Source organism: Lysobacter arenosi (assembly GCF_016613475.2).
Taxonomy (GTDB): domain Bacteria; phylum Pseudomonadota; class Gammaproteobacteria; order Xanthomonadales; family Xanthomonadaceae; genus Lysobacter_J; species Lysobacter_J arenosi.
Map to the genome: position 1 here is coordinate 31,077 of NZ_CP071517.1, position 19,414 is coordinate 50,490.

Here is a 19,414-nt window from a genome sequence, read left to right on the forward strand (position 1 = left end):
ACCACGATGGCGCGACAGGGCTAGGTGTTCATGGCGCGCATTATCGCCCCTGGGACCGATAAAGCCCAGCCCGGAGAAGCTGCGTGATCCATGGTGCGCCTGTGGTCAGCTGCGATGCGCCGGCGCGTTGCCGTGGATCCACTCTTCGATCGCCATGCGGTCGCGCGCGCGCAGCAGTGCCGGTGCACTGGCCTTCAACTGTGCCAGGTTGCAATGGCGGATGGTCCGGCGCAGTTCCAGCAGCGTCGCCGGGTGCAGGCTGAACTCCGTCAGGCCCAGCGCCAGCAGCATCGGCGCGAAGTGCGGATCACCGGCCATCTCGCCGCAGACCGCAACCGGCTTGCCGCGCTTCTCGCCGAGGCGGATCACGTCGCGGACCAGGCGGATCACCGCCGGATGGAGCGGTGTGTAGAGGTTGGTCAGCGCTTCGTTGTTGCGGTCGGCGGCGAGCAGGTACTGGACCAGGTCGTTGGTGCCGATCGACAGGAAGTCGACCGAGCCGATGAAGGTCGGCAATGCGATGGCGGCGGCCGGCACTTCGATCATTGCGCCCAGCGGCACCTGCTCGGCCACCTCGTGGCCTTCCTCGCGCAGCTGCACGGTGACGCGCTTGAGCATGCTGCGCACTGCGCGCACTTCCTCGCGGCTGCTGATCATCGGCAGCAGGATGCGCAGGGGCCCATAGCCGGAGGCGCGCACCAGGGCGCGCAGCTGCGACTCGAGCAGCCCGGAACGCGCCAGCGACAGGCGCACGCCGCGCAGTCCGAGCGCCGGATTGGGTTCGTCGCGCAGCGCCAGGCCGGTGCGATCGGCCTTGTCGGCGCCCAGGTCGAGCGTGCGGATGGTGACCGTGCGGCCGGTCATGCCGAGCACGACGTCGCGGTAGACGCGGAACTGCTCATCCTCGTCGGGCAGTTCGTTGCGCTGCAGGAACAGGAACTCGGTGCGATACAGGCCGACACCGGCCGCGCCCAGCGCATGCGCCTCGGCGACGTCGTCGCGCGACTCGGCGTTGGCGAACAGTTTGACGTCGACGCCGTCGATGGTGCGGGTCGGCTCGCGGCGCAGGCGGTGCAGTTGCTTGCGCTCGCGCGCCAGTTCGCGCACGCGGCCGCGATGCCCGCGCAGGTCGTTGGCGTCAGGCTCCAGCACCACCCGGCCGGTGGCGCCGTCGACGGCGAGCACGTCGCCATCGTTGATCTTCTGCATCGCCTGCGCGGCGCCGACGACGTAGGGCAGGTGCAGGCTGCGCGCCAGGATCGCGCTGTGCGACAGGATGCTGCCGCTGGTGGTGACGATCGCCATCACCCCCTGGGCCTGCAACTGCACCAGTTCGGCGGGGGCGACGTTGTCGGTGACCAGGATCTCGCCGGCGACGCCGGAGATGCCGTTGTCGTGGCGGTGCAGGGCGGCATGGACGCGACCGATGACCTGGTCGATGTCGTCGACGCGGCTGCGGAAGTAGGCATCGTCCATGGCCTGGAAGACCGAGGCGATGCGGTCGCGCTGCAGGCGCAATGCGTAATCGGCGGAGTAGCGGCCGGTGCGGATCAGTTCGTCCAGGCCGCTGAGCAGCTCCGGGTCGTCGAGCAGCAGGCTGTGCAGGTCGAGGAATTCGCCGACTTCATGCACCAGGGCGCCATGCAGTCGCTCGCGCAGCGCGAACATCTCGTTGCGGACGGTGGCGATGGCGGCGTGCAGGCGCGCGACTTCGGCTTCGACCGCCTTGGCCGGGATATGCTCCTCCAGCACCTCGAGCACGTGCGGCAGGCGGACACGGGCGCGGCCAAGGGCGCTTCCGCGCGATGCACCGTGTCCATTGAACTCCTGCCTCATCCCTTTCCCCGCTGGTGTGGTGGTGCGTCAGCTATCTTCGTCGAAGCGGCGCTCGAACAGCGATATCACCGCCTGCGCGGCATTGGCCTCGTCTTCGCCCTCGACCCGCAGCTTGACCTGCGTGCCCTGTCCGGCGGCCAGCAACATCACGCCCATGATGCTCTTGGCATTGACCTCGCGGCCCTTGGCGGTAAGCGTGGCGCTGCTGCGGAAACCCGACAGCGCCTGCACCAGCTTGGCAGTCGCGCGCGCGTGCAGGCCGAGGCGATTGGTGACGGTCAATTCGTGTTCGATCATCGCCGATTCCTCGCTCCCGCTACGCGCCCGTTGCCGCACCGGCAGGCCAAGTCACGCTTGCATTGCCAACGCCATTCCATTTCGTCCTGTCCATTTCGTAGTGCCGGGGAAGTTCTCACGCTTCATCCACGATCACGCCATTGCGCGCCCCGGCGGCGGCCACGGCGGGCAGCTCGTCCAGGGTCAGGTCGGCGTAATTCATTACCCGCAACAGCATCGGCAGGCTCAGCGCCGACACGCGCCGTACCGGCGTGCCCAGGCGGGCGACCTTGGCCGCGAGGTTGCTCGGCGTGGCGCCATACAGATCGGTCAGCACCAGCACGCCTTCGCCGCCGTCGACCCGGCGCAGTGCGGCGCTCGCCAGCGGCAGCAGGGCATCGGGGTCGCCGTCGAACGGCACCTCCAGTGCTTCGGTGCGCAGCGGCAGCGGACGCATCAGGCGCCCGGCCACCGCGATCAACGCGTTGCCAATGCCTTCATGGGTGATCAGGAGGATGCCGACGGCCATGCCGCCAAATTAGCAGAGCCGGGTGACGAGCCGGAAGCGCCGTGACGTCGATCGCGCGATGGAGGGTGGCAATCCCGGGGCCGGCGGACGACTTCGGCAGGTTTCGACCCTGTCTGCGGGGCCCGTGCACAAAGAAGCGGCCCGCATCGCTGCGGGCCGCGGTTGGCGATCGCCGGAGCGACCGCGTGGTCGCCGCCGATGACAGGGGCATCATTTCGACGGCGGGGTGGTGTCGTCCTTCGGTGGCGTCTGATCGCCTTCGACCGGCGGCGGTGTCGGCGCGCCCGATTCCGGAGTCGTCGCCGGTGGCGTGGTGGTGTCGGCCGGCGGTGTGGTCGTGTCAGGTGGTGGCGCCTCGACCGGCGGTGGCGTCTCCACAGGGACAGGCGTCGTGGTCTCGGTCTTCTGGCAGCCGCCCAGGGCCAGCGCCGCCGAGGTAAGCACCAGGACGAGGGCACCGAGTATCGGATGGGACTGGGTTGCTCTCATGGATTGCCTCCTCACTAGTACTGGCTCGCGCCACCCTGGCTGGCGGCGTATTCGGTTTCGGAAAGCTGGCCGTCGCCGTCGCGGTCGGCCTTGGCGAACTGACTGGTCAGCCTGGCGTCGACGGCTGCTTCGTCCTTGCTGACCTTGCCGTCGGCGTTCACGTCCATGTCGCGGAAGCTCATCATCTTCGGCGTCGAGTCCATGGTCTTGTCAGGCGGCGGGGGCGTCGTCGGTGGTTCGGTGCGCTGGGCCAATGCCGGCGGTGCGGCAAGCGCGGCGAACAATACGAGCGACGTCATCGATGGAAACTTTGATGGAAGCGTGCGGATTCGCATGGGCATCTCCGTGGTGGAGTCGCGCTGCTTTGCAACGCGACCCGACCCTATCCGCATCCACGAAAGGCAGATGCAAGCAAGCCGCAAAAATTTCGTGATATCGCCGAATGCGGCGCCGCGAAGTCAGGAAGGATTCACTGCATTCGGTCGCGATGCCGCGAGGATGGGCTCGCGAACACGCGCGAGTTGTGCGTCAGTCCAGCTCGCGGTGATGCACCGCGACTTCTTCCCAACCCTTCTCGCGCGCGTGCGCGGCCAGACGTTCGGCGAGGTAGACCGAGCGATGGCGGCCACCGGTGCAGCCGAATGCAATCGTGGCGTAGCTGCGGGTGCTGTCGACGTGCAGGCGCGGCAACCAGGTGTCGAGGAACTGGCTGATCTGGTCGGCGAACAGGTTCACGTCCGGCTGCGCTTCCAGGTATTGGCGGATCGCGGCATCGCGACCCGACAGCGGGCGCAGCACCGGATCCCAGTGCGGGTTGGGCAAGGCGCGCGCATCGAACACGAAGTCGGCATCGGCCGGCACGCCGCGTCGATAAGCGAAGGACTCGAACAGCAGCGACATGCCAGTGTCGCCGCCGATGCCGAACTCGGTGATGACCTGGCGTCGCAGCTGGTGGACGTTGAGGTCGCTGGTGTCGACGACCGCATCGGCGATCGTGCGCAGGGGCTTGAGCACCTGGCGTTCCAGCGAGATCGCATCGGCCAGCGACAGGCCAAGATGGCTCAGCGGGTGGCGACGGCGGGTATCGGCATAGCGCTTGAGGACGGTGGCGTCGCTGGCATCGAAGAACACCAGCTTCGGATCCAGCCCCAGTGCGCCCACCGCCGACAACCAGTCGGGGATGTTGCTCAGGTCGCTGTGGCGGTTGCGCACGTCGATGCTGACGGCGAGCTTCGCCGGTGCGCCGTCATCGGCGCGCTGCACGCTGGCGACGAACTGCGGCAGCAGATCGGCCGGCAGGTTGTCGACGCAGAAGTAGCCCAGGTCCTCGAACGTCTTCAGCGCCACCGACTTGCCCGAACCGGACATGCCGCTGACGATCACGAGGGAGGAAGTCGGGGTTTCGCTCATGGACGGGGTCTTTGCGCTGGCGTGGAGCGGCGTCAGGAATCGCCGCGTTCAAGGAAATTGCTGTGGCGGGCGATGAACGCCGCCGCCGGGTCGAGCCCCTTCATGCGCAGGCTGTGCAGCCGCGTCGCCGCCTCGGTGAGCACGGCCAGGTTGCGGCCGGGCATGACGGGCAGGGTGATCATCGGAACGTCGAGGTCGAGCACGCGGCGCACGCCACTGTCGCCGGTGAGGCGCTCCATTCCCATCGGCTTGGGCTCGGTCATCGGCTTCGCCAGGTGCACGATCAGGCGCAGGTACTTGTTGTTCTTGACCGCGGTGTCGCCGAACATCTGGCGGATGTTGAGAACGCCCAGGCCGCGCACCTCAAGCAGGTCCTGCAGCATTTCAGGGCAGGTGCCGTCGAGCACGTCGGGTGCGATCTGGGTAAATTCCGGTGCGTCGTCGGCAACCAGGCGATGGCCGCGCGTGACCAGTTCCAGCGCCAGCTCGCTCTTGCCCGAGCCCGACTCGCCGGTGATCAGCACGCCGATGGAATAGATCTCCATGAACACACCGTGCAGCGTTACCCGCGGCGCCAGCGTGCGCGCAAGGTGGTACTGCAGGTGGTTGAGCAGTTCATGCCCGCGCCGCGGCGAGATCCACAGAGGCGTCTGGCTTTCCTGCGCGGCGATGCGCAGGTCTTCGGGGCAGGGCTGGTCCTTGCTGATCACCAGCGCCAGTGGTCGGAACTGGATGATCTTCTCGATCGTCTCCCAGCGCAGCCGCGAGTCGAGCGCGTCGAGCCAGGCCAGTTCCTCGGTGCCGAGGATCTGCACCTTGTTGGGATAGATGGCGTTGAGGTAGCCGGCCAGCGATGGCCGCCGCGCCACAGTGTTGACCGCTTCGAGCACGCGCCGGCCGCCCTGTTCGCCGGCAAGCCAGCGCAGGCTGAGGCGATCGCGTTGTTGTTCGAACAGTTCCCCCGCACTGATGCTCGTGCTCATTCGGGCCTCAGGCGCGATTGCCCGGCGGGCGACGGACGCCCGCGCGGACAGGTGTACTGGACAAGTTGCGCGACCGCGGCCGCGCTCAACGATTCATCCAGGGGCATGGAGTTCGGAGGGGGTCAGCCGAAGCTGTCGCTGCGTGCGGCGCTTTCGCCGCGGTGGTGGTCGACGACCTTGCTGCGGTGTTCCTTGAGCAGTCGGTCGAGCTTGTCGGAGAGCAGGTCGATCGCGGCGTACATGTCGATTGCAGCGGCGTCGGCGTGGAGCGTGCGGCCGGCGATGTTGACGGTGGCCTTGGCGCGGTGGTTGGGCTTGTCGAGGCTGAGCTGTGTGCGGACGTCGAAAGCCTGTTCGCAATGCCGTTCCAGTCGGGCCAGCTTGCTTTCGACGTAGTCACGCAGTGCCGGTGTGACTTCGATTTGCTGGCCGTAGGTTTCGATACGCATCGGAGACCTCCTTTACGTCGCAACGGGAAGACAGGATGGCACGACCGGTGCGATGTGCAAGTGGCCACCGTTCGCAGTTTGGCCAATGTGGCCCGGAAAGCCTTGATCCGTAGATGATTTTGGCAAGTTTCATCAACTCCTTAACGCGGACCTGACAAGTTCAGCTGATGCGGACGCGATCCTGCGAAGAGGGGATGCTCATGGCCTCGCGGTACTTGGCCACGGTGCGCCGCGCCACTGGCACGCCTGTTGCCTTGAGCGTCTCGGCCAGGCGCGCGTCGGACAGCGGCTTGCGCGGGTTCTCGGCCTCGATCAGGCGGCGGATCATCGACTGGATCGCGGTGCTGGAGGCTTCGCCGCCGGCGCCGGTGTCGATGCCAGAGGCGAAGAACGCGCGCAGCGGTATGGTGCCGCGCGGCGTGCGCGCGTACTTGCGCGCGATCGCGCGCGACACGGTGGATTCGTGCAGGCCGACCTCGGCCGCGACCTCGCGCAGCGTCAGCGGCCGCAGCGCGCTGTCGCCGAACTCGAGGAAGGCCGCCTGTTGCTTGAGCAGGCAACGGGCGACCTTGATCAGGGTCTCGCCGCGGGCCTCCAGGCTCTTGAGCAGCCAGCGCGCTTCCTGCAGGTGGCCGCGCAGGTAACTGGCGTCGGTGCCGCTGGCGTGGCGCACCATGCTCTCGTAGCCGCGATGGATCGCGATGCGCGGGCGCATGCCGTCGGCGAGGGCCACGCGCCACAGCCCATGCTGGCGCCAGATGACCAGGTCGGGGGCGATGTAGGTGTCGCTTGCGATCGCGCCGATCTGCGCACCGGGTCGCGGGTCGAGCGAGCGCAGCAGGTGGACCGCGGTCTCCACTTCGCCCAGGTCGAGCCGCATCTCGCTGGCAAGACCTGCCACGCCGATCTTGGGAAGGCGCTCGAGCGGACCATTGGCCAGCTGATGGGCCAATGCCTTGCCAGGAGTCTCGTTGGCGAACTGCGCCAGCTGCAGCCTCAGGCATTCGCCCAGGTTGCGCGCGCCGACGCCGACCGGATCGAACTGCTGCACCTGGTGCAGCACGGTGGTGATCTCTTCCTCGCCGGCCTCAACCGCCGGCGCCAGCGAGGCGGCGATCGACTCCAGCGGCTCGCGCAGGTAGCCGTCGTCGTCGATGGCTTCGATCAGGGCGACGCCGATCAGGCGGTCGCGCGGCGACAGCGGGCTCAGGTGCAGCTGCCAGAGCAGGTGGTCGTGTAGCGTGTCCGATTCGGCGACCTGCTCGGCGACCGGCGAATCGTCGTCGTTGTCGGCCGGGCCGATGCGCTCGTACCACGGCTCGCCGTCGTTGCTGCCCCATTCGGCCTCGGGCGGCAGGTGCTCGCTGGTGTCTTCATGCGACGACGAATCGCTTGCGCCGTTGCCATTGGTGACGCTGATCGCGACTTCGGTCCAGTCCAGCAGCGGATTGCTTTCCACTGCGGCCGCCAGTTCAGCTTCAAGCTCGACCGCCGACAACTGCAGCAGGCGGATCGCCTGACGCAGCTGCGGTGTCATCACCAGCTGTTGTCCTAGTGCGGCTTGGAGGCGGGGCTTCATTGTCTGAGACTAACGCGACCGGGGGAGGTCGACGGCCGTGCCGCGTTCGTCGCGATGCGCACTCCGCGCACCGCATCCTTCGTTGACTGCAAATTACAGTCGGAAGGTTTCACCCAGATAAACGCGTCGGACGTCGGGATTTGCAAGCAGCGCATCGGGTGCTCCCTGCGCGAGCACGCCACCTTCGTTGAGAATATACGCCCGATCGCAAATACCCAAGGTTTCGCGCACGTTGTGATCGGTGATCAGCACGCCGATGCCTCGATTCTTGAGGTGGCGCACGATTCTCTGGATCTCGCCGACCGAGATCGGGTCGACACCGGCGAAGGGCTCGTCGAGCAGCATCAGCCTGGGCTTGGCCGCGAGCGCGCGGGCGATCTCGACGCGGCGGCGCTCGCCGCCGGAGAGGCTGGCGCCGATCTGGTCGGAGACGTGGGTGACCTGGAGCTCGTCCATCAGGCTGCCCAGCTCGCGCTCGCGCCCGGCCTTGTCGAGGTCCTCGCGCAGCTCCAGCACCAGGCGGATGTTGTCGGCCACGCTGAGCTTGCGGAACACCGACGGCTCCTGCGGCAGGTAGCCGACGCCGTACTTGGCGCGGGCGTACATGGGCTCGGAGGTGATGTCCTTGCCGTCGAGGACGATCTGGCCGGCATCGGCCGGGACCAGGCCGACGATCATGTAGAAGCAGGTGGTCTTGCCGGCACCGTTGGGCCCGAGCAGTCCGACGACCTCACCGGCATCCAGGGTCAGGGCGAAATCCTTGACGACTTCACGGGAGCGGTAGGCCTTGCGCAACCCCTGGGCGACCAGCATCAGCCGCCTCCCTGCGAGTTCTTGGGCAGGATCCGGATCTTGACCCGTCCGGCGTCCTCGCCGCCGCCCTGCACCTGGCCGGTCTTCATGTTGTAGATGACCCGTTCCCCGGCGATCGAGCCGCTGGGCTGGCGGATGTTGACGCCGCCGGTGAAGACCACGATTTCGGACTTCAGGTCGTAATCGACCTTGCTGGCGACCGCATCCATGGCCTTGCCGTCGTCGAGCTCCTGCTTGAGCTTGACCGGCGAGCCGGTCAGCACCGCGCGCACGGGGTCGCCGCCACTGGAGTGGATGACGGCCTGGTTGGAGCGGATGTCGAGCGTGCCCTGGGTGATGATGACGCCGCCACTGAGCGTGGTCGGGCGGCTGTCGTCCATCGAGTAGTCGCTGCTGCCAGCGTCGATGTCCATCGGCTTGCTGCGGTCGCTGGTGCGGGCCAGCGCGGCGGCCGGGGCCAGCGCCATCACTGTCGCCAGGCAGAGCGTCGACAGGCTAGCGAACAGATCGGTCATAGCGGGCCTTGACGTCGGAGTTGAGGATGATGCGCTTGGCATCCAGGTCGGCTTCCAGCCCTTGGCCGTTCAGTATAAAGCCCGGCTGGGTGACCGTTACCTTCGCGGTCGAAGTGGCGCGCTTGTCGTCCGGGAAAACGTTCAGGTGGTCGGTCGTGATCTTGACCGGTTTGCCATCGGCGTTGGTGCTGTGCGCGTCGACGCCGCCGCGCAGGCGCACTTCCTCGCCCTTTTCACTGACCCAGCCGGTCTTCGAGCGCACTTCCCACGGGGTCGCCTTGCTGCCGGCCTTGGGCGGAATCACGAACAGCGGGGTGGCGATGTCGAGCGTCTTCACCTTCGGATCGCGCTCCATCTTCGGCGCGATCAGGGTAAACGCTTCCGCGCCCTGCTCGTCGAGCACGGTCAGCTCGAAGTCGTGCAGGGTGTAGTCAGGTCGATTGGCGTCGCCGCCAGCGAGCGAGTCGCGGTCGCGCTGGGACCACAGGGCCCAGGTGCTGAGCACTGCGCCGACGAGCAGCAACAGGAAGATCACGACGCCGCGTCGGGTCATGCGTTGCCCTCGATGCGGGTGCCTTCGACCTGGCTGACCTGGGCCAGCAGCGTCTCGGCGTGGCCCTGCGCGGCCAGCAGCAGGTCGCACAGTTCGCGCGCCGCGCCATGGCCGGCACGCAGGCTGGTGCGCCAGTGGACACGGCCGGCGACCCAGGGATGGGCATTGGCCGGGGCGACGGCGAGACCTGTCTGCAGCATCACCCGGAGGTCGGGCAGGTCGTCGCCCATGAACGAGACCTGGTCCATGGCGATGCCCAGGCGCGAGGCGATGTCGCGCACGCAGGCGAGTTTGTCGGCCACCGCCGTGTGCGCCTCGGTGATGCCCAGGTCGGCGGCACGACGCAGCGCAACCTCGCTGGCACGGGCAGTGACGAAGGCGACCGTGATCCCGGACTTGCGCAGCAGCACCAGGCCCTGGCCGTCGTGGACGTGGAAGGCCTTGAGCTCGCGACCCTCGCTGTCGAAGAACAGGCGACCATCGGTCAGCGTGCCGTCGACATCGAAGCAGGCCAGGCGGATGCGCGCCGCGCGTTCGCGGATGTCGGCCGGATAGTCGTTGAGGTGGCTGTAGGTCATGTGGCGGCCGTTCGTGGGGCTGGGGAGCATGGGTCCTTAGACCACCCGTGCGCGCAACAGGTCATGAATATTGAGCGCACCGACCACGCGGCGGCCTTCGTCGACCACCAGCAGGCCGCTGATCTTGTGCGCCTCCATCAACTGCGCGGCCTCGACCGCGAGCGAGTCGGAACCGATCGTCTTGGGCGAGCGCGTCATCACTTCGGCGATGCGGGTATGGCGCAGGTCGACGCCGGCATCGTCGAGGGTGCGGCGCAGGTCGCCGTCGGTGTAGAGGCCGAGCAGGCGGCCATCGTCATCGACCACGGCGGTCATGCCCAGGCGCTTGCGGCTCATCTCGATCAGCGCCTCGCTGATGCTGGCATCGGCACTGATCCGCGGCACGTCGTCGCCGGCATGCATGATGTCGGAGATGTGCAGCAACAGGCGGCGGCCAAGCGCGCCGGCGGGGTGCGAGCGGGCGAAGTCATCGGCGGTGAAGCCGCGCGCGTCCAGCAGGGCCACGGCAAGCGCATCGCCCAGCGCCAGCGAGGCGGTGGTGCTGGAGGTCGGCGCCAGCGCCAGCGGGCAGGCTTCGGCCGGGACGCTGACGTCCAGGTGCACGTCGGCCTCGCGTGCCAGCGACGAGTTCGGGCGGCCGGTCATGCTGATCAGCTTGTTGCCCTGGCGCTTGAGCACCGGCAGCAGCATCAGCACTTCGTCGCTCTCTCCCGAGTAGGACAACGCCAGCACCACGTCGACGTCGGTGATCATCCCCAAGTCGCCGTGGCCGGCTTCGCCGGGGTGGACGTAGAACGCCGGGGTGCCGGTCGAGGCCAGGGTCGCGGCGATCTTGCGGGCGATATGGCCGGACTTGCCCATGCCGGTGCAGACCACGCGACCGCTGGAGGCCAGGATCAGCTTGCAGGCGGCGCTGAAATCGCCGTCGATGCGCTCGGCCACGGCGGCCAGCGCCTGCGCCTCGATCTCGAACACGCGGCGGCCGCTGGCGGCGAGCTGCGCCGGGTCGTCGGCGTAGGGCTGGACAGGGTGGGACTGGGCTGTTGGGACGCTTGCCATTTCGGACCGGGGGCCTTTCCGCTAGGCTAATCCATCAATTCTATGCGGTTCATCCGCCAAAAGCCCGTCAAGCCCGGGCTCCCGCCCACCGCGAGACCGCGCGCAGCCCGCTGCCGCAGGCCGCATGCACTCCGAGGCCCCGCCCAGTGAATCCCGAAACCATTCGCCAGCTGATCGAACAGGGCCTGCCCGGCTCGCGCGCCGACGTGCGCGGCGACGACGGCGTCCATTTCGAGGCCACCGTGGTGGCCGAGGCATTCCGGGGCAAGCTGCCGCTGGCCCGTCATCGCCTCGTCTACGCGACCCTGGGCGAGCGCATGGGCGGCGAGATCCACGCCCTGGCGCTGAAGACGATCACGCCTGAAGAAGCCGGCTGATACCGCGCCGGCGGCTTCACCGCCCGCGCTCCCTGCCGCAATCCCGAACCTTTCGAATCCAGAATCCAGACCCATGCAGAAGATCGTAGTAGAAGGCGGCGCCGCGCTGAACGGCGAGGTGCAGATCTCCGGTGCCAAGAACGCAGTGCTGCCGATCCTGTGCGCGACGCTGCTGGCCGACGGCCCGGTCTCGATCAGCAACGTGCCGCACCTGCACGATGTGGTCACCACGGCCAAGCTGCTGGCTGAACTCGGCGCCGGCATCACCGTCGACGAAGGCACGATCAGCGTCAACGGCAAGCCCGGCCGCGGCCGCGGCATCGTCGTCGACCCGACCACGGTGCACAGCCACGTCGCCCCCTACGAGCTGGTCAAGACCATGCGCGCTTCGGTGCTGGTGCTCGGCCCGCTGCTGGCCAAGTTCGGCGCCGCTGAAGTCTCGCTGCCCGGTGGCTGCGCGATCGGCTCGCGTCCGGTCGACCAGCACATCAAGGGCCTGCAGGCGCTGGGTGCCGAGATCACGGTCGAGAACGGCTACATCAAGGCGCACCGCAACGGCCGCCTGAAGGGCGCGCGTTTCGTCTTCGACGTGGTCACCGTCACCGGCACCGAGAACGTGCTGATGGCGGCCGTGCTAGCCGAAGGCACCAGCGTGCTCGAGAACGCGGCGATGGAACCGGAGATCGTCGACCTGGCCGACTGCCTCAATGCCCTGGGCGCGAACATCGAGCATGCCGGCAGCGGTCGCATCGTCGTCCACGGCGTCGAGCGCCTGCACGGCGGCAGCCACGACGTGCTGCCCGACCGCATCGAGACCGGCACGTTCCTGGTTGCCGCGGCGATGACGGGCGGCCGCGTGACCGTGCGCCGCGCCCGTCCGGACACGCTCGATGCCGTCATCGACAAGCTCAAGCAGGCCGGCGCGAAGATCGAGATCGATGGCGACCGCATCACCCTGGACATGCAGGGCAAGCGTCCGCGCGCGGTCGACCTGACCACCGCTCCGCACCCGGCGTTCCCGACCGACATGCAGGCGCAGTTCATGGCGATGAACTGCATCGCCGATGGCGTCGGCGTGATCAACGAGACGATCTTCGAGAACCGCTTCATGCACGTCTCGGAGCTGCAGCGCCTGGGCGCCGACATCCGCGTCGAAGGCCACACCGCGATCATCCGCGGCGTCGAGCGCCTCACTGCGGCGCCGGTGATGGCCACCGACCTGCGCGCATCGGCGTCGCTGGTGCTGGCCGGCCTGGTTGCCGAGGGCGCCACCACGATCGACCGCATCTACCACCTCGACCGCGGCTACGAGAACCTCGAAGAGAAGTTCTCCGGCCTGGGCGCGAGCGTGCGCCGCATCGCCGGTTGAGGGTGCCGTGATCCTCGCGCGCGGCAAGTTCACGACCCGTCGCAAGGCCCTGCTGGGCCTGGTGCTGGTGCTGCTGGCTGTCGTGGCCTGGTTGCACTTCACCGGCGCGGCGGCCACGCGCGGGCTCGAGCGCAAGCAGATGGACTGGGACAACAACGGCCAGGTCACCATGAGCGAAATGCTGCAGTCGCTCTATGCGGTGAAGGTGGAGATCACCCACGAAGGCGCGCGCGAGTGCCGTGCCTACTCGTGGCGCGGTTCGACGGAAACCCTGCGCGTGGACTGCCGCACGACGATGCAGCCGGCGGCGCCGAAGCCCTGACGCGAGGCGCCCGCGCGGCGGGCGCCATGGGCCTGGTTCATCCCGCCCGCGACGCAGGGCCGACGATCACCGGATCGGGCTCGCGCACCACCACGCGGTCCTTGAGGTCGTAGTTGAACGCGCTGAGCACCACCCGCATCGCGTTCAATCGCGCGCGCTTCTTGTCATCGGAGCGGATCACGGTCCATGGCGCCTCGGCCGTATCGGTCGTGGCGAACATGTCCTCCTTCGCCCGTGTGTACTCGGCCCACTTGTCGAGTGATGCCAGGTCCACCGGCGAAAGCTTCCACTGTTTGAGCGGGTCCTTGCGCCGCCTTGCGAAGCGCCGGTGCTGTTCGGCACGACCGACCGAGAACCAGAACTTGAACAGTCGGATGCCGCTGCGAACCAGCATGCGTTCGAAGCCGGGGCACTGGTGCATGAACTCCAGGTACTCGTTGGTATTGCAGAACCCCATGACGCGTTCCACGCCGGCGCGGTTGTACCAGGAGCGGTCGAACAGCACGATCTCGCCCGACGCCGGCAGGTGCTCGACGTAGCGCTGGAAGTACCACTGCGTCCGCTCGGCCTCGCTTGGCTTGGTAAGCGCCACCACGCGGGCGCCGCGCGGATTGAGGTGCTCCATGAAGCGCTTGATCGCGCCGCCCTTGCCGGCGGCATCGCGTCCCTCGAACAGGATGACGACGCGCTGCCCGGTCTCCTGCACCCAGGCTTGCAGCTTGAGCAGCTCGATCTGCAGTTGCCGCTTCTCGCGCTCGTACCGCCGCCTGGACATGCGGCTGGAAGGCGCTTGGCCGATGAGTTCGGCGATGTTGGCAACGGCCGGCGCCTGCTCCGTGACCGCGGCGGGGTAGGGGAGGTCTTCGCCGGGCTCTGCCGGCAGGCGATGGTCAGGCATTGGAAGAGTTCCGCTAGCGATGGTGGCAGTGTTGCGTGCCACTCCGCGTAGGCCTTTGATCCGGATCAAGTGTGCTGGTGCGGAAACCGGGACGTTTTCCCAGGTCATGGACCCGTGCCGCATTGCACATGCATTCGCTTGGCGATGTGCTAAGAATCGCGCCGACCCGCCAGGAATCCCTTGCATGACCACCACCCGTCGTGACCTGCTCAAGTTCGGCGCACTCGCCGCTGCCTCCGCCGCGCTTCCGCAATGGGCCTGGGCAAAGCAATCAAAACCGGTTGAGCGCGCGGCCAAGCCGCTGAACATCCTGATCCTCGGTGGCACCGGTTTCACCGGTCCGTTCCAGGTGAACTACGCGCTGGCACGCGGGCACAAGGTGACCTTGTTCAATCGCGGCAAGCGTCCGTCGCCGGAGTGGCCGGGCGAAGTCGAGCAGCTCTTCGGCGACCGCAATACCGGCGACCTCAAGTCGCTGCAGGGGCGCAAGTGGGACGTGTGCATCGACAACCCCACCAGCCTGCCGTTCTGGGTGCGCGATGCCGGCAACGTGCTCAAGGGCAACGTCGGCCATTACCTCTTCATTTCCACCATCTCGGTCTACGCCGATGGCAGCAAGCCGGGCATCACCGAGGACGCGCCGCTGGCGGTGTACGAGGGCAAGGATGCGATGGCCGAGACGCAGGAGTCGCTGCGTGCCGACATCGAGCATCTGTACGGTCCGCTGAAAGCGCTGAGCGAGGCCGAGGCGCACAAGCAGTTCGGAGAGCGGGTCACCATCGTCCGCCCCGGTTACATCGTCGGTCCGCGCGATGAAACCGATCGCTTCACTTATTGGCCGCATCGCGTTGCCCAGGGTGGCGAGATGCTGGTGCCGGGGGATGGTTCCGACCCGGTGCAGATCATCGATGGTCGTGATCTTGGCGAGTGGATGATCCGCCTGGCCGAGGCGGGCACGCTGGGGACGTTCAACGCGGTTGGCCCGGCCAAGCCGCTAAGCACCACCGCCATGCTCAAGGGTTGCGAGCGTGTCACCGGCAAGAAGCCGACCTACACGCATGTGTCGCCGGAGTTCCTCGAGGAGCAGAAGGTCGAGTTGCCGATCTGGGTTCCTTCGAAGAGTGGTCCGTACGCGGGCTATGGCGCGGTCAGCAATGCACGCGCGATCGGCGCCGGTCTCACCTACCGCCCGTTCGATACCACCGTGACCGATCTGCTTGCCTGGTTCCGCAGCCAGCCGGCCGAGCGTCAGGCGACGCTGCGTGCGGGCATTACGCGCGAGCAGGAAGCGACGCTGCTGAAGGCGTGGCGCGCAAAAGCGTAGCTGGTTGGCGTCGGGTCGGCGTCGTCCGCCGGGCCGTCATCCCCGCGAGGGCGGGGGGTCAGTGCGTTGCCCGCAGTGCGGTGATTCGGTATCAGCGCACCGACTGCACGCGCAGGTCGATCGCGTCCTGGCCCTTGTCGCGCTGCAGGATCCGCGCCGGCACCGGCATGCTGTCGACGATCCAGGCGATGGTCTGCTTTTTGCCGTGGCTGGCCATGACCTTGGTCGCCTGCACCGGCTTGCCGTCGACGGTGATCTGTTCCTTGCCGGCGACGGTGTAGTTGAGCTGCTTGACGCGCCCGTCCTCGACCATGCGGTAGCTCATCGGCTTGCCCGCGGCCAGGTCGCGCACGACCGCCAGGTTGATCAGCAGGGCATCGAGGTCGCCGCTCTGCAGCTTGATCGGTCCGGCACGTTCGGGCTTGACGTCACCCGTCCAGCTCGCGACCCCGCGGCCCCAGTCGTAGGTGGCGTTCTTGGTCTTGCCCTTGCCCAGGACCTTGGTGCTGTCGGTGCCCGACAGCGGTCGCCATTGCCCGCCGTTTTCCTCGAAGACGGTGGTCTGGCGCACGTCGGCGAGCGGCGCGGTGACCGCCAGGCTGTACTTCCAGCGATTGGCGCCGTCGGCGGCGAGGGTCATGCGGCCGGTGCCGACCACGCCCATGTAGCTGGCCTGGTAGTCGGCGGTGAAGGGCTTGATCGCCAGCGCGGGTGCGCTGGCCACCATCAGCAGCGCAGCAGCGAACATGCCGTGCAACCGCGGGCCGTGCAGCCGCGGGCGGGTCAGGGTGGTGGTCAGCTTGGTGGCCATCACTGGGCTCCTCTGTAGTCGACCAGGCGCAGGTCGAAGGTGTCTTCGCCGTTCTCACGCTGCAGGATGCGCACCGGCGTGGGTACGCCGTCGACGACCCACACCACGGTTTCTTCGTTGCCCTGCACGCGCGCGACGCGCATCGCATTGAAGCTCATGCCATCGACGGAGACGCTCTCCAGATCGTTGGCGACCGCATAGCGGTGGTCGCGGGCGCGGCCGTTGTCGACGAAGCGGTAGTCGAGCGTGCGTCCGGGCTGCGCGTCGCGGATGATGGCCAGGTTGATCAGCAGGCCACTCATGTCGCCATCGCGCAGCGGCACGGGGGCCTGGCGGTTCTTCTTCACGTCGCCGGTCCAGCGCGCCGAGTGGTTGCCCCAGTCGTAGCTGCCGGTGATCTGCTTGCCGACGAACAGGGCCTTGCGCACCGTGCTCTGGCTGAGCGGGCGATAGGCATCGCCGACCGTGTCGAAGACCGTGCTCTGCTGCGCGTTGACCCCTGCCAGGCCCATCAGGCCGCGGGTGCCGCGCATGTTGAGATCGATCCGCCAACGCCCGGCGTCCGGCACGACCTGCATCGTCGCCTCTCCCAGCGCCTTGCCGGCGTTGAAAACCTGGTAGTCGGCAACGAACGATTCCAGTGCCAGCGCGGGTGCGGAAGCCGCCAGGGCACAGCAACAGCGCAAGTGCGCGAAAGCGGGAGGCACGCAGGAGTGGCTTCATCAAACCTTCGATGGGGGGACGGACCGGATTCTCAGACTGCCACGGATGCCGGGTCGTCGGAAACGTGCAAAACACCGGCGGAATCTAAGCGCAGTGCCGTAAACAGCGCATGACCGTCGAGGGTGATGGTTGTCCCGTGTTCAGCCAGCCGGCCGGCCGCGGCCAGGCGCAGCACCGCCACCAGCAGCGGGTGCTCGACCGCCAGCACGCGAGTCGCCAGGGCTTCGGCGTCATCGTCGGCGCGTACCGGGACCACCGCCTGCGCGATCACCGCGCCTGCGTCGAGTTCGGGGATGACGAAGTGGACGCTGGCGCCATGCTCGCGCTGGCCGTCGGCCAGGGCGCGCGCATGCGTGCGCAGGCCCGGGTAGCGGGGCAGCAGCGAGGGGTGGATGTTGAGCAGCCGGCCGCGGAAGCGGCTGACGAAGCCATCGCCGAGGATGCGCATGTAGCCGGCACAGACCACCCAGTCCGGCCGGCATGCCGCGACGGCATCGGCGAGGGCGGCGTCGAAGGCTTCCCGGCTCGGGAATGTCCGGGCGTCGGCGCTCCAGCGAAGTGCCGGGGCGACCCGTTGCAGCACCGCCGCGGCCGGTTTGTCGGAGAACACGCCGACGATCTCGGCCGGCAGTTCCCCGACCGAAATCGCATCGAGGATGGCCTGCAGGTTGCTGCCCCGGCCCGAGGCCAGCACCGCGATGCGCGCGGACATCAAGCGACCTCCGCCGAGGCGGCATAGGCCGTCTCGGCCCGACGCGGCCATGCAACCAGCGCGCCCAGCGTCGCCAGCAGCATGTCGGCGTGGGCATCCCACAGATCGCCCTGCTGGCCGTTGTAGGCTTCGGCGGCTTCGGGCGACATGGTCAGGGCGATGCCCCATTCCAGCCATTCATAGACCAGGCTCGCGCACATGATCAGCATCAGCGCGAACGCGAAGGCCTGGCGCGGAGACAAGCGAGGCCAGCGCTGCTGAACATGCTCGCGCAGGGCCGGCGCCAAGCACACGCCGAACAGCAAGTGGATGAGGCGGTCGGCGTGATTGCGTTGCCAACCGAACGCCTGCTGCGGCGACCAGCCGGTCAGTGCCCGCATCCATTCGTCGTACGGCAGGTTGGAATAGAGCCAGCGCGCGGCCACGCAGTGCACCGCGATGAACGCGCAAACCAGTGCGAAATCGAACGTGCGCATCGGCCAGCGCCGGTCATGGCGCCATAACCAGAACAGGCCGACCACGGTCAGGCTGCTGTGGAGCGCCTGTTCCACAGGCCAATGCGGCGCGATCCAGGTAGCAAGGAACACGGCCAAGGTCAGGCCGAGTGCGAACTGCTTGTCGCGCTGCATGTTTTTGGGGGGCCTGGTTCTGGGGACTCGGGTCTTTGATCAGCCGATGTGCACGCGCTCGCCGTCGCCGGCCTTGACCACTTCGCCGATCTGGCGATGGCTCAGGCCCAGACGGTCGAGGTCGGCGCTGACCGCGGCGACATCGCCCGGGGCGACCACCAGCACGAAGCCGACGCCGCAGTTGAAGGTGCGCCACATGTCGTCGTTGGGCACCGCACCTTCGCGCTGCAACCAGTCGAACACCGGCGGCAGGACGATGCTGGAGGCCTCGATCTGCAGGCCCAGGCCATCGGGGATCACGCGGATGATGTTCTCGGTCAGGCCGCCACCGGTGATGTGTGCCATCGCATGCAGGTCGTGCTTGCCGAGCAGTTCCAGGATCGGCTTGACGTACAGCGCGGTCGGCGCCATCAGCGCGTCGATCAGCTTGACCCCGCCCAGGTCGAGGTCGGCCGGGCGGCCGGCGCGGTCATAGATGCGGCGCACCAGCGAGTAGCCGTTGGAGTGCGGGCCGCTGGAGGCGATGCCGAGCAGCACGTCGCCCTGGCGCACCTTGGCGCCGTCGAGCAGCTTGGACTTCTCGACCGCGGCGACGCAGAAGCCGGCCAAGTCGTACTCGCCCGGCGGGTACATGTCGGGCATCTCGGCCGTTTCACCGCCGATCAGCGCGCAACCGGACATTTCGCAGCCCTTGGCGATGCCGCCGACCACGGCCACGGTGGTGTCGACGTCGAGCTTGCCGGTGGCGAAGTAATCGAGGAAGAACAGCGGCTCGGCGCCCTGCACCAGCACGTCGTTGACGCACATGCCGACCAGGTCGATGCCGATGGTGTCGTGGCGGTTCAGCTGCTGGGCCAGCTTGAGCTTGGTGCCGACGCCGTCGGTGCCGGAGACCAGCACCGGCTCCTTGTACTTGCCCGACAGGTCGAACAGGGCGCCGAAGCCACCCAGGCCACCCATCACCTCGGGACGGAAGCTGCGCTTGACCAGCGGCTTGATGCGTTCGACGACCTCGTTGCCCGCGTCGATGTCGACGCCGGCATCGCGGTAGGTGATCGTGGTGGGGCTGGGGGGAGTGCTGGACACGGGCGGCCTCGGCGGTCGCGGGATATGAAGCGGCGATTTTACCAGCCGTGACGCCTTCGAATGGACGTCAAGACGCCACTGCGGCACCATTTCC

24 protein-coding genes are annotated in these 19,414 nt (G+C 67.7%); 4 read left to right on the forward strand and 20 right to left on the reverse strand.

The genetic code is table 11. The annotated features are described in order from the left end of the window. Positions 1-105: 105 nt before the first annotated feature. The 14 genes from ptsP to HIV01_RS00230 form a co-directional block, all read right to left on the reverse strand. Positions 106-1,836, reverse strand: a complete 1,731-nt coding sequence (gene ptsP, locus HIV01_RS00165; RefSeq protein ID WP_200604282.1) for a phosphoenolpyruvate--protein phosphotransferase — start codon at positions 1,834-1,836, stop codon at positions 106-108. Between the two features lie 27 nt (positions 1,837-1,863). Further along, a complete protein-coding gene (locus HIV01_RS00170; protein ID WP_200604283.1) occupies positions 1,864-2,133 on the reverse strand; it encodes an HPr family phosphocarrier protein in 270 nt (89 codons plus the stop codon). 115 nt (positions 2,134-2,248) lie between these two features. Then, on the reverse strand, positions 2,249-2,641 hold the full coding sequence (locus HIV01_RS00175; RefSeq protein WP_200604284.1) for a PTS sugar transporter subunit IIA: 393 nt from the start codon (positions 2,639-2,641) through the stop codon (positions 2,249-2,251). 210 nt (positions 2,642-2,851) lie between these two features. Next, the gene (locus HIV01_RS00180) at positions 2,852-3,130 is read right to left on the reverse strand and encodes a hypothetical protein (RefSeq protein WP_200604285.1); all 279 of its coding nucleotides are present in this window, start codon (positions 3,128-3,130) and stop codon (positions 2,852-2,854) included. Positions 3,131-3,144: 14 nt separating this feature from the next. Next, on the reverse strand, positions 3,145-3,429 hold the full coding sequence (locus tag HIV01_RS00185; protein WP_200604286.1) for an EF-hand domain-containing protein: 285 nt from the start codon (positions 3,427-3,429) through the stop codon (positions 3,145-3,147). Between the two features lie 229 nt (positions 3,430-3,658). After that, positions 3,659-4,540, reverse strand: a complete 882-nt coding sequence (gene rapZ / locus HIV01_RS00190) for an RNase adapter RapZ (RefSeq protein ID WP_200604287.1) — start codon at positions 4,538-4,540, stop codon at positions 3,659-3,661. Positions 4,541-4,572: 32 nt separating this feature from the next. Beyond that, the gene (gene hprK / locus HIV01_RS00195) at positions 4,573-5,523 is read right to left on the reverse strand and encodes an HPr(Ser) kinase/phosphatase (protein ID WP_200604288.1); all 951 of its coding nucleotides are present in this window, start codon (positions 5,521-5,523) and stop codon (positions 4,573-4,575) included. Between the two features lie 122 nt (positions 5,524-5,645). Next, positions 5,646-5,972 (reverse strand): ribosome hibernation-promoting factor, HPF/YfiA family, encoded by a 327-nt coding sequence (gene hpf, locus HIV01_RS00200; RefSeq protein WP_158734200.1) that lies wholly within the window; start codon positions 5,970-5,972, stop codon positions 5,646-5,648. A gap of 160 nt (positions 5,973-6,132) precedes the next feature. Next, positions 6,133-7,551, reverse strand: a complete 1,419-nt coding sequence (locus HIV01_RS00205) for an RNA polymerase factor sigma-54 (protein WP_200604289.1) — start codon at positions 7,549-7,551, stop codon at positions 6,133-6,135. 93 nt (positions 7,552-7,644) lie between these two features. Further along, positions 7,645-8,364, reverse strand: a complete 720-nt coding sequence (lptB, locus tag HIV01_RS00210; protein WP_200604290.1) for an LPS export ABC transporter ATP-binding protein — start codon at positions 8,362-8,364, stop codon at positions 7,645-7,647. Next, positions 8,364-8,879, reverse strand: a complete 516-nt coding sequence (lptA, locus tag HIV01_RS00215) for a lipopolysaccharide transport periplasmic protein LptA (RefSeq protein WP_245156871.1) — start codon at positions 8,877-8,879, stop codon at positions 8,364-8,366. The genes lptB and lptA overlap by 1 nt, the downstream gene beginning before the upstream one ends. After that, positions 8,860-9,432 (reverse strand): LPS export ABC transporter periplasmic protein LptC, encoded by a 573-nt coding sequence (gene lptC / locus HIV01_RS00220; protein ID WP_200604291.1) that lies wholly within the window; start codon positions 9,430-9,432, stop codon positions 8,860-8,862. The genes lptA and lptC overlap by 20 nt, the downstream gene beginning before the upstream one ends. Next, positions 9,429-10,010, reverse strand: coding sequence for a KdsC family phosphatase (locus tag HIV01_RS00225; RefSeq protein ID WP_200604292.1), 582 nt, complete (start codon positions 10,008-10,010; stop codon positions 9,429-9,431). The genes lptC and HIV01_RS00225 overlap by 4 nt, the downstream gene beginning before the upstream one ends. A gap of 36 nt (positions 10,011-10,046) precedes the next feature. Beyond that, entirely contained in the window at positions 10,047-11,069 is a 1,023-nt protein-coding gene (locus HIV01_RS00230; RefSeq protein ID WP_200604293.1) for a KpsF/GutQ family sugar-phosphate isomerase, read from the reverse strand. Positions 11,070-11,215: 146 nt separating this feature from the next. Between HIV01_RS00230 and HIV01_RS00235 the strand changes: the two genes are divergently transcribed. From HIV01_RS00235 to HIV01_RS00245, 3 genes are all read left to right on the forward strand, one after another. Continuing rightward, positions 11,216-11,446, forward strand: coding sequence for a BolA family protein (locus HIV01_RS00235; protein WP_158734206.1), 231 nt, complete (start codon positions 11,216-11,218; stop codon positions 11,444-11,446). Between the two features lie 73 nt (positions 11,447-11,519). Next, complete coding sequence (gene murA, locus HIV01_RS00240) at positions 11,520-12,815, forward strand: UDP-N-acetylglucosamine 1-carboxyvinyltransferase (RefSeq protein WP_200604294.1); 1,296 nt, start codon at positions 11,520-11,522, stop codon at positions 12,813-12,815. Positions 12,816-12,822: 7 nt separating this feature from the next. After that, a complete protein-coding gene (locus tag HIV01_RS00245; RefSeq protein WP_245156872.1) occupies positions 12,823-13,137 on the forward strand; it encodes an EF-hand domain-containing protein in 315 nt (104 codons plus the stop codon). 37 nt (positions 13,138-13,174) lie between these two features. Here the strand turns inward: HIV01_RS00245 and ppk2 are convergent, their stop codons facing one another. Next, positions 13,175-14,035: a polyphosphate kinase 2 gene (gene ppk2 / locus HIV01_RS00250; RefSeq protein WP_200604295.1), complete on the reverse strand. Its 861-nt coding sequence runs from the start codon at positions 14,033-14,035 to the stop codon at positions 13,175-13,177. A gap of 184 nt (positions 14,036-14,219) precedes the next feature. Between ppk2 and HIV01_RS00255 the strand changes: the two genes are divergently transcribed. Next, the gene (locus HIV01_RS00255) at positions 14,220-15,359 is read left to right on the forward strand and encodes an SDR family oxidoreductase (RefSeq protein ID WP_200604296.1); all 1,140 of its coding nucleotides are present in this window, start codon (positions 14,220-14,222) and stop codon (positions 15,357-15,359) included. Positions 15,360-15,450: 91 nt separating this feature from the next. Here the strand turns inward: HIV01_RS00255 and HIV01_RS00260 are convergent, their stop codons facing one another. Genes HIV01_RS00260 through purM form a run of 5 tightly spaced genes read right to left on the reverse strand, consistent with a single transcriptional unit; the run spans position 15,451 to position 19,320 of the window. Then, a complete protein-coding gene (locus HIV01_RS00260; protein ID WP_425600242.1) occupies positions 15,451-16,170 on the reverse strand; it encodes a DUF3108 domain-containing protein in 720 nt (239 codons plus the stop codon). Further along, a complete protein-coding gene (locus HIV01_RS00265) occupies positions 16,170-16,877 on the reverse strand; it encodes a DUF3108 domain-containing protein (protein ID WP_245156873.1) in 708 nt (235 codons plus the stop codon). Before HIV01_RS00265 ends, HIV01_RS00260 begins: the two co-directional genes overlap by 1 nt. Before the next feature lie 47 nt (positions 16,878-16,924). Then, entirely contained in the window at positions 16,925-17,605 is a 681-nt protein-coding gene (gene purN, locus HIV01_RS00270; RefSeq protein WP_200604298.1) for a phosphoribosylglycinamide formyltransferase, read from the reverse strand. Further along, a complete protein-coding gene (locus HIV01_RS00275; RefSeq protein WP_200604299.1) occupies positions 17,605-18,234 on the reverse strand; it encodes a DUF2238 domain-containing protein in 630 nt (209 codons plus the stop codon). The genes purN and HIV01_RS00275 overlap by 1 nt, the downstream gene beginning before the upstream one ends. A 39-nt stretch (positions 18,235-18,273) precedes the next feature. Next, on the reverse strand, positions 18,274-19,320 hold the full coding sequence (purM, locus tag HIV01_RS00280; protein WP_245156874.1) for a phosphoribosylformylglycinamidine cyclo-ligase: 1,047 nt from the start codon (positions 19,318-19,320) through the stop codon (positions 18,274-18,276). Between the last annotated feature and the right edge of the window lie 94 nt (positions 19,321-19,414).